The organism is Pseudanabaena sp. FACHB-2040, assembly GCF_014696715.1.
Lineage (GTDB): Bacteria > Cyanobacteriota > Cyanobacteriia > Phormidesmidales > Phormidesmidaceae > JACVSF01.
Genome location: NZ_JACJQO010000005.1, coordinates 1,111,342 through 1,126,676, shown reverse-complemented (window position 1 = coordinate 1,126,676; position 15,335 = coordinate 1,111,342). Strand labels below are relative to the sequence as shown.

The window sequence follows — 15,335 nt, the reverse complement described above, 5'->3', positions numbered from 1 at the left end:
GGTCTATCTAAGGATAGACCTGGATTTATGGTCGCTATAGTATGTTTGTCGTTTAGGGATCTATCCTAGGGGCGGCTCCTGGCCTGGTGGCGAAGAGCGGAGCAACATTAGCAGTGCAGGGTTACGGTGAAAGGGCAGGATCATCCCCGCTCCGCAAGCAGCGTTCGTATTAATTGGTCGGCGCTTCTATTAGGGTTTTTGGTGCTGCTGCTGGCTCATGGGGCAGCCCTGCTCTTTAGAATTCAGCCTGCTGTTTCGCTTTGGTTTCCGCCCTCGGGGGTTGCGATCGCACTGACCCTCTGGCTTGGGCCTTTGGGAATTGTCTTAACTGGGCTGGCCTCGGTGATGGTGGCTCCGGCTTGGGGCGGCGAGGGCTGGTTTAGGCTGGTGGGCTTAGTTGATGTCGTTGAGCCTGCGGTGGCCTGGCTGCTTTACCGCAAGCTATTTAGCGGCTCTTTAACGCTGTGGGGGCTGCACAGCGTCATTGCCTTTTTGCTCAGTGCGCCCCTGGCAGCTTGTGCGGCTTCAGCGACGGTCGGCTGCCTGGTGCTAACTGGTTTGGGCCGGATTGCGCCAGAAGCGATAGGGGCAACCTTAGCTCACTGGTGGTTAGGCAACGCTCTGGGAACGATGACCCTAGTGCCAGTGGCCCTACTGCTGTTGACCCCCCTTCTGCAGCGACGGGGCTGGCTGACGCTGTCTGAGTCAAACCGCCCAAGCCAAGGCAGCATTCCCCTCTTTCGTACCCACGGGTGGGAAGGGGCGATCATTCTGGCGCTGGCCATTGGCACTGCCCTGATGACGGTGTTTGGAACCCGAACCAGCATTTTTTTGACCCTACAGCTTTCCCTGCTGGGCTTTATTCCGGTGATTTGGGCGGCGATTCGGTTTGGCGTCAAAGGCGGCATTTTGACTGCCAGCCTGCGGATTTTTATCGTTCTCCTGGCCTACCTAATCGTCTACCCCCAGGCCCTAAATCTGCCTTTTTTTCCGGTCGATCCAGAGCTGCTGCACACCCATAAGCTCAGCTTGCTGTTACAGGGTGCGATCGCACTGCTCGTCGGCACCGCCATTTCCGAGCGAGTGGCCATCCAGTCTGCTCTAGCTGAGGAGCAGGTGCGCCGGGCCGAGTACGAAACCCGAGCCCAGTTTAGCGAAGAGCTCCTTCAGCTCAACCGCCTGCTAAGCGATGCCAACACTCATTTAAAGGAGAAAGAAGCCGAGCTGCGCCGCAGTGAAGCGCTGAATCGGGCGGTGCTCGAAAATTTTCCCAATGGGGCTGTTTTTTTGTTTGATGCCGATCTGCGCTACCTGCTGGCCGAGGGCATGGGGCTGGCTGAAGTCAAGCGCAGCCGTGAACAGCTGGTGGGTAAGGCGGTTTGGGAGGTCGTTTCACCCGCTACTGCCGCCATTGTCGTCCCAGCCTACCATCGCGCCCTAGCTGGAGAGTCTTGCCATTTAGAGATTCCCTTCGGCGACCGTGTCAATGATGTCCATATTCTGCCCCTTCACAACAGCAGCGGTGCCGTGATAGCAGGCATGGTCATTACGCAAGACATCACTGAGCGTAAACGGGCTGAGGAAAGGCTAGATCTGGCCCAGTCCGTCGCTAGAATTGGCAGCTTTGAGTGGGATATCCAGGGCCAGATCAGTCTTTGGTCACCTGAGATTGAAGCCCTCTACGGGCTGGAGAAAGGTACTTTTGGCGGTACCTATGAAGACTGGGCCCAGATGGTTCATGCTGAAGACTTGCCTCGGGTAGAGGCTGAGATTGGGCAGGCCCTTCAAGCTGGGGAGCTGTTTACCGACTGGCGGGTACTCTGGCCAGATGGCAGCATGCACTGGCTGCAGTGCCGAGCTAAGGTGCTGTTTGACAGTACCGGCCAACCCCTGCGAATGGTTGGTGTCAATGTTGATGTCAGTGCTTCAAAACGCATTGAGGCCGAGCGGCAACTGGCTGAAGTGGCGCTGCGGCAAAGTGAGCTGAGCTTCCGCACCCTGGCTGATGCCATGCCTCAGATGTTTTGGATCACCCAACCCGACGGCTACCACGAGTATTTCAATCAGCGCTGGTACGACTATACAGGGGCAACTCTGGAGCAGACCCGAGGTGAAGGCTGGCAGACGATTCTGCACCCAGAAGATATTGAGCACACCCAAATTATCTGGCAAGACTCTCTGCAGACAGGCAATCTCTATCAGGTCGAGTATCGCCTGCGCCAGGCTAGCAATGGCGAATACCGCTGGCACTTGGGCCGGGCGCTGCCCCTGCGTGACGAAGCGGGCCACATCTTGAAGTGGTTTGGCTCCTGCACCGATATTCATGACCAGAAGTTGGCTGTCGAAGAGCGAGTTCAGGCCCTAGAGCGAGAACGAGCGGCCCGTCTGGAGCTGGAGCGGGCCGGCCGGATGAAGGACGAGTTTTTAGCGATTGTCTCCCATGAGCTGAGGTCGCCTCTTAATGCAATTTTGGGCTGGTCGCGGCTGCTGCGCGATCGCAAACTCAGCCCCGAAAAAACAGAGCAGGCCCTGGCCTCGATTGAGCGCAACGCTCAGGCCCAAACTCAGCTAATCGAAGACCTGCTCGACATTTCCCGCATTATTCGGGGCAAGATCCGGCTGCACCTGCGGCCCCTTCATCTAGCAACGGTGGTTCAGGCCGCTGTCGATACCGTGCAGCCCACAGCCAGCACTAAGTCCATTTGCCTAAAAAGCCACCTCGATACCCCGGTGGGCCTTGTCTCCGGCGACTCAGAACGGCTCCAGCAGGTCGTCTGGAATCTGCTCTCCAACGCCATCAAATTCACCCCTGACCACGGTGAGGTGACGATTACTCTCAAGCAGGTAGACACTCTAGTTCAGATTCAGGTAAGGGATACCGGCAATGGCATTCAGCCGGACTTTTTGCCCCACGTGTTTGATCGCTTCCGCCAGGCCGACGCCAGTTCGACCCGCAGCCAAGGCGGTCTAGGATTGGGACTAGCGATTGTGCGTAACTTGGTTGAGCTGCATGGCGGTACGGCCTGGGCCGAGAGCGCCGGAGAAGGGCAGGGCGCTACTTTTATTGTGGCGTTGCCGCTGCTCGCCCCCAAATCTCCATCCCATGCCCTCATACCCGTGTCGGACGACCTCAGCCCAAGGCTGTCTCTAGTTGGGCTACGGGTCATGGTAGTAGACGACGAAGCCGATACCCGCGAGTTTTTGCTGGCTGTGCTGGAGGAGTTTGGCGCGGTCGCGATCGCAGCCGCCTCCGCCCAAGAAGCCTTCACCTACTTCCAGCAAGACCCACCCGACATCCTGATCAGCGACATCGGGATGCCCCAGGAAGATGGCTTCTCTTTGATCCGCAAAATCCGCACTCTCTCTCCCCAAGCAGGCGGCCAAATTCCCGCCGCTGCCCTCACTGCCTACGTCCGCGGAGACGACCAACAGCGCGCTTTAGCCGCAGGTTTTCAGATGCACATTGGCAAGCCCGTAGAGCCTTTAAAGCTAGTGCGGATGATTTTGCAGCTAGCCAAAGGCCAGTAAAGGCAGACGCAAGGCATACTCTAAGAAACGGTCATGTCCGGGTGCGATCGCGTTTCCTTTGCCCAGTCTTTGCAAAACCCGCTATGAATTTCTGCAATGTACTCCTGGTAGGCGCTTCAGAAGACTGCCACCGCCTGCGCTATTGCCTGAATCACCCGACTACCCAATACTCCCTAGCAGAAGCAGCAACAGAGTCAGCAGCCCTGTCGCACTGCCAAAGTTCTCAGCCCGAGGCTATTTTGATTAGCCATCAGCCTCCGGCAATAGATGGGCTAACAGTTCTCCGGGCTTTGGGGCAGCAGGGGAGTCAGCCTCTCCCAGCCTTGATTCTAGTGAATCCGGGGGATGAGACGACTATCAGCCGAGCAATTGAGGCAGGAGCCCAGGCCTATCTAAACTGGGAGGAACTGACCCCAGCGGCGCTGCATTGGGCCATTGAAGCTGTCAGGGCCAAGACTCAGCTCGCCTGTCAGGGAACGCCATCTGCGCACCACGACATAGCCCAGCATCAGCGTATCGAAGCAGCCCTACGACGCAGCGAAGCTCGCAACCAGGCAATGCTGCTGGCGCTGCCCGATTTGATTATGCGAATGACAGTCGATGGCCGCTACCTAGATTTCTTTAGCGGTGGAGATCTCAAAACTGTACCGCTGCCCAACCCTACCACTTCCGACAACACTGTCTTTGACGCCCTGACTGACGAAGAGGCTCACAAGCGGTTGAAGTACCTGCGCTTGGCAGTTGAAACGCAGTCTCGGCAGATCTATGAGCAGACCATGATTATTGAGGGCGAACCGCACTGCGAAGAAGTGCGCGTTGTTCCCTGTGGCGAAGATGAGGCTCTAGTGGTGGTGCGCGACATGACCGAGCGCAAGCAGGCTGAGGAAGCTCTGCGCCGCAGCGAAGCCAAAAACCGGGCTATGCTCCAAGCCTTACCCGACCTAATTATGCGGATGACAGTAGAGGGTCGCTACCTAGATTTCTTTAGCGGCGGTGGGGTTCGCTTCATTCCGCTACCTAACCCGATAGTCTCAGAAAACATGGCGGCAGATGGACTGCCCGAAGACATCGCCCGCCAGCGCCTACATTACTTACAGCAGGCCTTAGAAACCGGGAAGCTGCAGGTCTATGAGCAGACCATTGTTTTAGATGGGGAAGAACGCCGTGAGGAAGTGCGAATTGTGCCCTGCGGTGAAGATGAGTCTATGGTGATTGTGCGCGACATCACCGAGCGCAAGCAGGCTGAACTGGAGCTTTTCAACCTCAATCAGGAGTTAGAGCAGCGGGTTACTGCCCGCACCCGGGAGCTAGCAGAGAGCAATCACCTGTTATTGCTAGAGATTCATCAGCGAGAGGAGATTGAAGCAGCCCTGCGAGAAAGTCGCCAGTTCATTGAAAGCATTGCCGATAGGAGCCCCAACATCCTCTATATCTACGATCTGTCGGCTAGTCGCTATGTCTATATAAACCGTGCCATTCAAGATCTCCTGGGTTACCCGCCGGAATCTATTTTGAGCATGGGTGCTAGCTTCTTTCAGTCCTATATCCACCCTGACGATGTGGGGAGACTGTCTGCCTATCTCAAGCAGATTCGAAATCTGGGCGAAGGGGAAATAGCGCAAATCGAGTACCGAATCCGACTGGCCGATGGTTCCTGGCGCTGGTTTCAGAGCCACGACACTGTTTTTAAGCGAGACTCAAAGGGAAAGGTGCTGCAGTTTGTCGGCACAGCCCGCGATGTCACTCAGCGGCAGCTGGCAGAGGCCGCTCTGCAAAAGAGTGAAGGAACCAAGCGAGCCCTAATTGATGCCATTCCTGATCTGCTGGTGCGAGTGGACCGCAACGGTACGTACCTAGATATCTTTAGGAGTGCCGGAGTGCACCTGGTCAACTTGGAAAAGCTGATGCCAGGAGCCAATATTTTTGACGTTTTGCCGCCAGACCTTGCCCAGAGCCGACTGAACTGTGTGCGTCAGGTTCTAGATACAGGGGTAAGCCGCACTCAGGAGTACCAGATTGTTATCAACGGTCAGACCGTACATGAGGAGGCCCGCCTAACGCTTTGCGAAGACGATACGGTGCTGGTCATGGTTCGTGACATCTCGGCCCGTCGTCTCGCAGAAGAAACCGTTCGCCGCAACCAGGCCCGCTTTCAGCGCATTGCTGCCAACGCACCGGGGGCCATGTATCAGTTTGTGCTGCACAGCGATGGGCGGCGCGAGTTTCCTTATATGAGCGATCGCATCACCGAAATTTTAGAAATCGATGCTGCCGTCATTCAGCAGGAGGCTGACACTGCTCTTAGGCTGCTCCACCCAGACGACCAGGACTCTTTAAGCCAAACTATTCAAGCCTCCGCCGCTACTCTGACCCGCTGGATTTGGGAGGGCCGCTTTTATACCCCTTCGGGTCGCTTGGTCTGGGTACAGGGCATGTCTGAACCAGAATTGCGGGAAGATGGCTCTATTCTTTGGGACGGTTTGTTCCTCGATATTACCCAGCGCAAGCAGGTCGAAGCCGAAATCGAGCGCTCCCAAAAACTGCGAGACGCCATCTTCAACAACTCTACCGATGCCCTTTTTCTAGTAGATGCAGAAACTTTTCTGACGATTGACTGCAATGACCGAGCAGTAGAACTATTCGAAGCTGATTGCAAAGCAGACTTGATTGGCATTGTGGGCGGAGAAGCGCTGCAAAAGCATTTGTTTAGTGACTCAGAACTAGAGGCCATTGTCGAGCAGATGAGCCAGAAAGGCTTTTGGAGCCGAGAGGTTGAGTACATCACCCTAAAAGGCAATGAGTTTTGGGGCAATCTTGCCGCTCGCACCATTCCCGTTGAGGGCCAAGTGATTAATCTGGTGCGGGTGACTGACATTACCGATCGCAAGCGCAGTGAACAGGAGATGCACCGTGCTCTGGCCCGAGAAAAGGAGCTTAGCGATCTCAAATCTCGCGTTATCTCCATGACCTCCCACGAATTTCGGACACCGCTAGCGGTCATTGCCTCCTCTGCAGGCATTCTCAAGAGCTTTGGCAGCCGTCTTAGTGAAGAGAAAAAGCAGCAGCATCTGCAAACCATTCAAACCTACGTTCAGCACACCACCCATCTGCTGGATGACATTTTGCTGCTTAACCGGGCAGAGGCCGACAGGCTAGCCTTTATTCCTACTACCTTTAGCCTAGTCCCGTTTTGCCAGACGCTGACCCAGGAACTGCAGCTCAGCAGTGATCATCACAGCCTGCAATTTTCGGTGTATTCAAGTGCTGGCACGTCACAGCCGCCCTCAGATATGCCCGTCGTGTGCATGGATCAAAAGCTGCTGCGGCAAATTCTGATAAATCTGCTGGTCAATGCCATCAAGTATTCACCTGAGGGCAGCCCAGTTCACTTCTCCCTGTATCTAAAGGAGGGACAGGCCCGCTTTGTGGTGCAGGACTGGGGCTTGGGCATTCCGGCGGCAGATATTGAACTGCTGTTTGAGTCTTTTTATCGGGCCAGCAATGTCGGCACTATTCAGGGGACCGGGTTAGGTCTATCGGTTGTCAAGAAATGCGTAGACCTACACCACGGCACAGTACAGCTCAGCAGCGAGTTGGGGGTCGGCACGACGTTCACCGTTACGCTGCCCTCCTATTGTCAGAGTTGAGTTGTCAGGGTTGAGCAGCACAGACCAGTCGGGCCTGTTGAAAGGGCAGGCATTCTACCTGGTTATCTTGGAGTAGAACCTCTTGGTCGTCTACCCAAGCTTTTTGCAGCGACAGGCCGTGAACCTGTAGCCTCACCTTTTGGTAGGGCCAAGGATAGTCTCCAGAGGCGGTCCAAGACAGGGTGAGTTCATTGTCCTGGCGAGATAGGCAAAAGTGATCTAGCCGGGAAGGGCTGTACCCTTCTCCCGCATCGCTGTAGATCTGGCTCTGGCTCTCGCCCTGGGGCAGTGGATAGAGGTGCAGGGTAAGCGTTTCCTCTGCTTCCAGCGGCAACACGGTGCCCGCCTTAACCAGCAGTGGCAGACGCTCTAGCGGGGCTTCTATTTCAAGAGTTTTGCCACCCTCCCAGCAGGTATCGCTCCAGAAGTCGTACCAGTGGCCCTGAGGTAAGTGGACGGGGCGCGATCGCAACCCATCCTGCACCACTGGGCAGACCAGCAGCGCCTCACCCAGATAAAACTGATCCTCAATCCCCCAAAGCTGGGGATCATCGCTGTGGTACCAAAACAAGGGGCGAACCGGGGGATGACCTGTTTGAGCCGCTTCCCAAGCCAGCGTATAAAGGTAGGGCAGCAGCTGGTAGCGCAGCCGCAGAAAATAGCGAATGGTGCTGAGAGTCGGTTCGCCGTAGGTCCAGGGCGCACGCGGGTCAACGCCAATGGAGCAGTGGGTGCGATAAAAGGCCAAAAACGTCGCCATTTGGAACCAGCGGACGTATAGCTCTGCCGAAGGATTGCCCAAAAAACCGCCGATATCAGGGCCGCTGAAGGGCACCCCCGACAGGCCCAAGCCCACCACCGTGCCTACGGTCAACCGCAGGGCTTCCCAGGTGGAGAGGGTATCGCCGGTCCAAGTCCAGGCGTAGCGCTGCATGCCCACCCAGCCAGAGCGCGACACAATAAAAGGCCGCCGCTCTGGCCGGTGCTGGCAGAGGCTCTCATAGGCTGCCCGCGATTCCAACATGCCGTATAGGTTGTGGGCCTCGCGGTGGTCGCCGCCGCGCCCCTCCAAGCTGTGCTGAGTGACCAAAGGCAGGGTGGCCTCGCCCCAGCTGACAAAGGTCACCGGCTCGTTCATATCGTTCCAAAACCCGGCGATGCCGACATCTAGCAGGTAGGCAAACTGGTAGCTCCACCAGGTTCGTACCTGAGGGTTGGTAAAGTCGGGAAAGACGGTCTGCCCGGGCCACACCGGAGCCACCACCAGCTCCCCGTCGGGATAGGTGCAGAAGGCGTTGAGCACCCGGCCCTCTAGAAACAGGTTGCTGTGGCGGCTGTGCTTAATGCCGGGGTTGTTGATTGCCACCAGCCGCACCCCGGCTTCTCGCAGCTCATGGGTGAACTGGCAGAGGTTAGGAAAGCGGTCGGGATCGAGGGTGAAGGAGCGGTGCCCAACCTGGCAGTCAATGTCGAGATGTACTGCACTAATCGGCAAGTCGTGGCGCTGAAACAGCGCCACCTCGGCCCGCACTGTGGCCTCGGTGCGGTAGCCCCAGCGCGACTGGTGGTAGCCCAAAGCCCAACGGGGCGGCAAAGGGGCTCGCCCAGTCAGCTCACTAAAGCGCTCTAGTAGCTGGGGCGGATCGCCTGCTGCCAGATAGTAGCGCAAGGCTCCACCAGAGAAGTTTGCGATCGCATCCCCCTCCCCAAACTGCATCTCCCCCCTAAAAGAATTTTCGTAAAACGTTAGGTAGCTGCCCTGGTGATGCAGCCCGAGATACACCGGCATCGTGATGTAGAGCGGGTCTTGCCCTGGCTCGCTGATATTGGCAGGGTCGGTGTTCCACAGGCTGAAGGTCTTGGGCTGGCCCTGAGCATTGCGGGCGGCCCGCAGATTGAGCCCGGCTATCCGTTCGCCCAGGCCGTAGATATGAGCCTCCTGCGGCAGCGGCGTGCGATGGGTCCAAGTCTCTCCGCGCCACTCTGGGGGATCGTCCTGGCGCAAGAGATTGTTGTTGCGATCGCACAGCTTTACTGCCCCCGCTGGCTCCACCGTCACCGCTAGCGCCTCACTGGTCAGCATCCAGCCTGCTTCAGAGGGCTTGAGTGTAGTCTGGACCTGTTCCCAGTCCTGACGGGCAATGGCATAGGGCACTGGCAAAAGTCCTGGCTGCCAGGTAAGGCACACCAAGTCTGCGGCGAGAAATTCTAGATCAAGGGTGGCCTGCTCAAAGACGAAGTGAGCGCCCCGCTCCGTAGCTGCCGCCTTTTGCAGTTTTCCAGGGGCGGTCGGATCGGCGGGGGCGGCAGAGCTGGCAAAGCGGCGCTCGTTGCGATCGCGCTTAAAAGCATAGAGAAAAGAGGCTGGAAGAAACTGGAGAAAAAATAGCGATCGCAGCAGCGCCTGAACCCGCAACATCACCTTGTGCAGAAACCCCATAGGCCATCCCAAAACACTTCAAGGCAGAGCAAACGCTCTATTCGATGTCAGCCGCAGCAGCAAAACATCCCCCCTAAAGTAAGTTTTAGTCAGCCAAAAGGCTTCTACTGAAAGGCTAACCTCTGTTCTCTGCCTCTGGCCCGATTTCCTTAAGACTGAGGTTGCGTAACTTAGGGGAAGAAAACCAGCTCAGCCTCATGCCTGTTTCGTCCCTTTACGCCCGCTTAACTGACTACCTCGTTTCAAAAGGACGTAAGCCCGGTTACGTCATTGGGCTTGATTCAGCCACGGTAGCGCTTAAGGGCATTGCTCAGTATCTGCATGGCAAAGAACTGCGATCAGGAGGAGTAGCGCCTGAACTAATGGCGACTCTGGCTGAGGTTGGCAACCGCCTCCCCAACAAGTGGGTTGAAACAGTTTCTACTTTCTCCGGCTGGTTAGATGCCTCTGGTCCCTGGGTAGCCGATAGTGTGCGGGCAGAAACGGTATCGCGCTGGGTCGTTAACCTATACCCCAAGCGTCACTACCCTGGGGCCATGATCGGTTCGTCCAATGGCGCAGCCGTCCATCTCTGTGCAGCCTTGGGTATGCCCTGGTTGCCCCAAACCCTGCTTACCTGTCTGCGCCACTCCGTGGATAAAGACGACCCTGAACAAGAGCTAGCCTGGGCTACAGACCCTGCCCAACGCCTGCTAAAAAACAACCCCGACCTTAAGGTTTATCAAATGCACGATCCCAACCAGGATCGGTTGAAGGTGGGGCATGTCACTTATTTCCGGCTCAAGCGCACCCGCTTAGGAGAGCAGTATAAGCAGTTTCTCAAAGACACGTTAGAACCTGGAGCGACTCTGTTTTTGCTGGAGTGTGAGTATCAGTGGCTGGCAACTCAGGCCGATGAGCGCCACTCCTTTCAGTTCGGCGGCAAGGGAAAGCTTACCCCCATCGACTATTTCCAGCCCACCCCTGAGCTAGCCGAGTTTCTCCACCAGCGCGGGTCAAAGCACCGCCGCTGGCAGCCGCCCCTCGCTAGCGGTTGGATACCCGAGTCAGAGTGGGGTTTTGACGCAGAGCTGCGCGAAGACGTGGAAGCCTTTGCCCGAGAGAACGGATTTCGGGTGCGCCGAATTTGCTTTAACGACCCCCAGGATCTGAGCCCCTTAGTGGCTGATCTCTATCGCTGGTGGTATCAACAGCGGGGTCTGCCCAGCAATCGCTTATTCGTCGAGTCTTTTGTCTACTTGCAGCCCTGGTGGGCACTGCGGCTGGGGCTAGTGCCGTACTGGAAAGTATTTAACGATCGCACCTCTCTAGAACTGCTCAACCGCTATCTAGACAGCAGCCCCCCTTACGACGATATCTATCTAACGCTGTTTTCCAATGGCTTAGAGGCCTTGGGAGGTGCCTCTATTGAGGAGTGGCGAACAGTGCTGAAGCAGGCTACCCGTCAGGGCCATTTTCTCGGCGTAGATGAGCGGAAATATCCCCGAGATGGCGCTTCTTTCGTTCGCCACTATACTGAGCTCAAAAAGCTTCCTGACCGCTTCCCTATGCCTACTCCGCTCACCCTACAGCAGCTCGATCAGTTCCTCGCTGAGGTTCCCCAAAACAGCGGTGTGCAGTGGGCGACCCCAACTCTGGTGTAAAGTTGGCCGGTTAAGCTGGGTAATCTTAACATTAACGCCCGAGTATTCCCGCAGGACAGCCTTACTCATGGCTCTAACACTCCTGGCTCTACCAGCGAAGCGGGAACCTGCTCCACTGCTACGCCTTCCCCCAAAACTATGAGCACAATTTTGGTGATTGAGGATGAACCTCAGGTTCAGGCAAACATCTGCGAAATTTTAGAGCTGGCTGACTACACCACTCTGGCAGCAGCAGATGGCATGAGCGGTGTGGAGTTGGCCAAACAGCAGGCCCCCGACTTAATCATCTGCGATGTGATGATGCCTCGCCTAGACGGCTATGGGGTGATAACAGAACTTCGGCAGCATCCTGAAACCGCCAATACGCCTTTTATTTTCCTAACGGCCCGCTCTGAGCAAGACGCGCTGCGCCAAGGGATGCAGCTAGGGGCTGACGACTACCTGAGAAAGCCATTTTCGCCCGAAGACCTGTTAGAAGCAGTGTCTGTGCGCCTCAACAAACACCTGGGCCTGGTTGATCGGTTCAACCAACAGCTAGAACAGGCCAAGGAAGCCGCTCAGTTTCTGCAGCACTACGACCGGGATACTGGGCTGCCCAACTATCAGCTTCTAGAGAAGCACTTTGACCTTGCCAAAATCTACGCCCAACAGCAAACTGTGTCGCTGGCGGTTTTGGTGGTGGAGCTAGACCAGCTAGAGCACATCAGCGCGACTCTCGGTCACCGGATGCGCAAGCTGCTGCTAGAGTCCTTTGCTCAAAGACTAATGGCCTTTTCCGCCGCTTTGCCTTCCCTAGAGGTAATTGCCTATCTCGGCGGTCGTCAGTTTGCGATGCTGAGCCGTCCTGCCATGGGACAGGCTCAGATCGCTGAGCTGGCAGGGTCTCTGCTGCAAGAGTTGCGAAAACCCTTTCTAGTAGCCGGCCAAGAAATCTTTGTTAAGCCGACTATCGGCATTTCTCTATACCCAGAAAATGGAGAGGTGCTCGATCGGCTGTTGGGCTGCGCTGAGGGAGCCATTTACAAAGGAAACAAGTACAAAGGCGACAAGCCTCTGGATGTGGGGTTTTATTTCTATACCCCGCAGCATCATGTTCGGGCGCTGGAGCGATTGACGCTGGAATCGAAGTTGCACCACGCTTTAGAGAACGATGAACTGCAGGTTTTTTATCAGCCCCAAGTGGAGTTGGCTAGTCAGCGCCTGATAGCGGCAGAAGCCCTGATTCGCTGGTACTTGCCTGAGCGAGGATATATCTCGCCCATTGAGCTGATTTCAATTGCAGAAGAAACCGGGCTGATCATTCCGATTGGAGAATGGGTTTTAGAAACTGCCTGCCGACAGGCTTGCTACTGGCAGCAAGCGTTGGCTAAATCTCTCACCATCAGCGTCAACCTATCTGCTAGGCAGTTTCACCAGCCGGATTTGACGGGCCAGGTTGAAAGCGTTCTCCAGAGGACGGGGCTAGCTCCCCAAGGGTTGGTGCTGGAGGTGACCGAGAGCTCAATTTTAGAAGACACTCAAAAAGCCCTGTCTACCCTTGAAGATCTCAAAGCTTTGGGCATAGAGGTTGCTATAGATGATTTTGGGACGGGGTACTCTTCCCTCAGCTGCCTTAAGCAGTTTCCCTTTGATGTTTTGAAGATCGATCAGTCTTTCATTCGCAACATTCATCAAAACCCTGGCAATATTCCCATTACTCGCATCATTATTCAGCTTGCTAAGGAGTTGAATCTAGATTTGATTGCCGAAGGAATTGAAACAGAGCAGGAGCTTAATTTTCTGCTGTCTCACGGCTGTCAGATGGGGCAGGGATACTTGTTTGGCAGACCTGTTTCAGCACTTGAGTTTAACCAATTTTTTTTGCCAGTCAAGTAGATCTAAGCAGCACGACGCGACAGTATCTATCCCTAGGATAGACGCCAGTTAACGAAGAAAATTATATCTTTATCTGCAGGATGCTTAAAGGCATTTTTGCGGCAGGTCTATTGAAATGGAAAACTCAGCAACGCTTCTTGATTGGATTTCGGTAGTAGGTCCAATTATATTTTCTTGGCCTTTTGTCATTTTTGTGGCTGTTTTGATTTTTCGCCAGCCCTTACTCAAGCTTTTAGAAAACTTCTCTGAGACCAATATTAATAAGGCCAAAATCGGCCCAGTCGAAATTCAAGAGGATTTGACTCCTCAATCTGAGAATGTTGAATTCATCATCAACAGTTTTGTGACCGATTACGAATTTGACCATTTGAGCAAATTAAATGGCCCTGATCCTTTCTTTTATAAGAAAAACGATCATCTTTTGGATGAGTTGAAGCGGCTTTGTAACCTAAGCTTGATTGAGTCGATTGAACCAATTGAGACCTTACCTGCAGATGGAGATCTCAAAGAAACGGTTGAGATTACCGAAAAGGGCAAGCAATACCTGCATATGAGAAAGGAATTGTCTAAGAGTAAAGGCTAATTCTTTGCTTCACAGAGAATTCTTCTTCCTAGCAATAGATGTTCATGAATGTAGTCTGTTTTACTGTCAAGGCAATCCCTGCCTGCGGACAGGGTCATGGTTTTATAGGTGGCTTAAGGAGGCAGGCTTGTGCGGCTAGGGCAATGGGTTAGTTTACTCGCCCTCGGGATTGCGATCTACATTCTGTGGCAAATCCGGAATGTGCTTTTGCTATTGTTCGCTGCCGCTGTGTTGTCCACTATTCTTAACCGAGTAGTGCGCTATCTGCGGCGAATGCATGTTAAGCGGGGACCTGCGATCGCAATTACCCTGTTGCTGCTGCTGCTAGCGCTATTTAGTCTTTTCGCGATTATCCTACCGCGCTTAGCCGGGCAGTTTCAGCTCTTGCTGCAGGTCTTGCCAGAAGTTGTAGATCGTTTGGAAATTACTTATAGCAGTATCCAGGCTAGAATTCCTGGAAATTTGCTGCCAAATAATGAGGGCATCGACAATCTGATTCGGGAACTGCAGACTTGGGCAACGCTGGCTGTTGGTAACCTCTTTTCGTTTGTTACCAACTCGGTGGGAATTGTGCTCAACTTCCTGCTCTTTTTGGCAGCTGCCATCATGCTGCTGATCAACCCGATTCAGTATCGGCGCATTTTTATCATGGCTTTTCCTGCCTTTTATCGCCCCCGCATCAACCAGATACTGGACGAATGCGAGCTTTCGCTCGTGGGGTGGATTCGCGCTACCTTTGTTGCGATGACCGTCGTGGCTGCGGTCAGCTATTTAGGCTTACTGATTTTGGGAGTGCCGCTGCCTCTAGTGAATGCGTTGCTAGCAGGCCTTTTGGAGTTCATTCCCAATATTGGCCCGACGCTTTCTGTCATTCCGCCGCTGCTGCTGGCGCTGCTAGTGGATCCTTGGAAAGCAGTGGCTGTGGTCATTCTATATGTGTTGATCCAGCAGTTTGAGAGCTTTGTGCTGGTACCGTTTGTGATGAAGCATGAGGTCTCTATACTGCCCCTATTTACCCTGCTCTCTGTCGTTGTCTTCTCCGTGTTCTTTGGCTTTTTGGGGCTGTTTATGGCTATCCCGCTGCTCTTGGTAGTGCAGGTTTGGCTGCGGGAAGTACTGGTCAAAGACGTGATGAACCGTTGGCAGACCCCTAGCCGCGAACGGGAACCCATCGCAGCAGGGGTCTCCAGAGATCTTTAAGCCGTAGGCACTAGTGAGACTTTTGCTCGTAGTATTCGGCGATGTGTTCGTACACCTGCTCGGGGAAGGACAGGTCTTTGTAGACATTGCAAGCGTCGGGATCGTCTGAGTTGGGGCAGATAGGAAAGTCCTGCTGCTTCTGCCACTCTAAGATGCGATCGCGTTTGGGAGGGTTGTAGTCCTTACCCTGCACCTGCAGGTACAGCGCCCGCGCCTCTTGCTCGCTCAGGTCAGAGTCTTTTTGCAGCCACTGCACCAGCTCATCTTCTGCCATAAAGTGGTGGGCCACCATGGTAAATACCAATCTGCCGTAGTGGCCAATATCTTGCCCAGACTCAAGGGCGTCGAGCAGATGGGCCATTACATCACTTTTCCGCAGTTCTTCAAGTGCCATATTCGTCACCATTCACTAATTTCCC

8 protein-coding genes are annotated in these 15,335 nt (G+C 54.8%); 6 read left to right on the top strand and 2 right to left on the bottom strand.

Translation table 11 applies throughout. The features are described 5' to 3' along the window. Window positions 1-126: 126 nt before the first annotated feature. Window positions 127-3,528: a PAS domain-containing protein gene (locus H6G13_RS29385; protein ID WP_190482726.1), complete on the top strand. Its 3,402-nt coding sequence runs from the start codon at window positions 127-129 to the stop codon at window positions 3,526-3,528. An 83-nt stretch (window positions 3,529-3,611) separates the two neighbouring features. Beyond that, window positions 3,612-7,175, top strand: coding sequence for a PAS domain S-box protein (locus tag H6G13_RS08700; RefSeq protein WP_190482725.1), 3,564 nt, complete (start codon window positions 3,612-3,614; stop codon window positions 7,173-7,175). A gap of 4 nt (window positions 7,176-7,179) precedes the next feature. Here H6G13_RS08700 and H6G13_RS08695 read toward each other — a convergent pair whose 3' ends face one another. Next, window positions 7,180-9,615, bottom strand: a complete 2,436-nt coding sequence (locus tag H6G13_RS08695) for a glycoside hydrolase family 31 protein (protein WP_190482724.1) — start codon at window positions 9,613-9,615, stop codon at window positions 7,180-7,182. A gap of 197 nt (window positions 9,616-9,812) precedes the next feature. Here H6G13_RS08695 and H6G13_RS08690 point away from each other — a divergent pair, with 197 nt between their 5' ends. The 4 genes from H6G13_RS08690 (at window position 9,813) to H6G13_RS08675 (ending at window position 14,916) form a co-directional block, all read left to right on the top strand. Beyond that, complete coding sequence (locus H6G13_RS08690) at window positions 9,813-11,258, top strand: hypothetical protein (protein WP_190482723.1); 1,446 nt, start codon at window positions 9,813-9,815, stop codon at window positions 11,256-11,258. A gap of 138 nt (window positions 11,259-11,396) precedes the next feature. Continuing rightward, the gene (locus tag H6G13_RS08685; RefSeq protein WP_190482722.1) at window positions 11,397-13,133 is read left to right on the top strand and encodes an EAL domain-containing protein; all 1,737 of its coding nucleotides are present in this window, start codon (window positions 11,397-11,399) and stop codon (window positions 13,131-13,133) included. Window positions 13,134-13,248: 115 nt separating this feature from the next. Next, a complete protein-coding gene (locus tag H6G13_RS08680) occupies window positions 13,249-13,716 on the top strand; it encodes a hypothetical protein (protein ID WP_190482721.1) in 468 nt (155 codons plus the stop codon). A gap of 129 nt (window positions 13,717-13,845) precedes the next feature. Then, window positions 13,846-14,916, top strand: coding sequence for an AI-2E family transporter (locus H6G13_RS08675; RefSeq protein ID WP_190482720.1), 1,071 nt, complete (start codon window positions 13,846-13,848; stop codon window positions 14,914-14,916). Window positions 14,917-14,926: 10 nt separating this feature from the next. Here the strand turns inward: H6G13_RS08675 and H6G13_RS08670 are convergent, their stop codons facing one another. Further along, on the bottom strand, window positions 14,927-15,310 hold the full coding sequence (locus tag H6G13_RS08670; RefSeq protein WP_190482719.1) for a hypothetical protein: 384 nt from the start codon (window positions 15,308-15,310) through the stop codon (window positions 14,927-14,929). Between the last annotated feature and the right edge of the window lie 25 nt (window positions 15,311-15,335).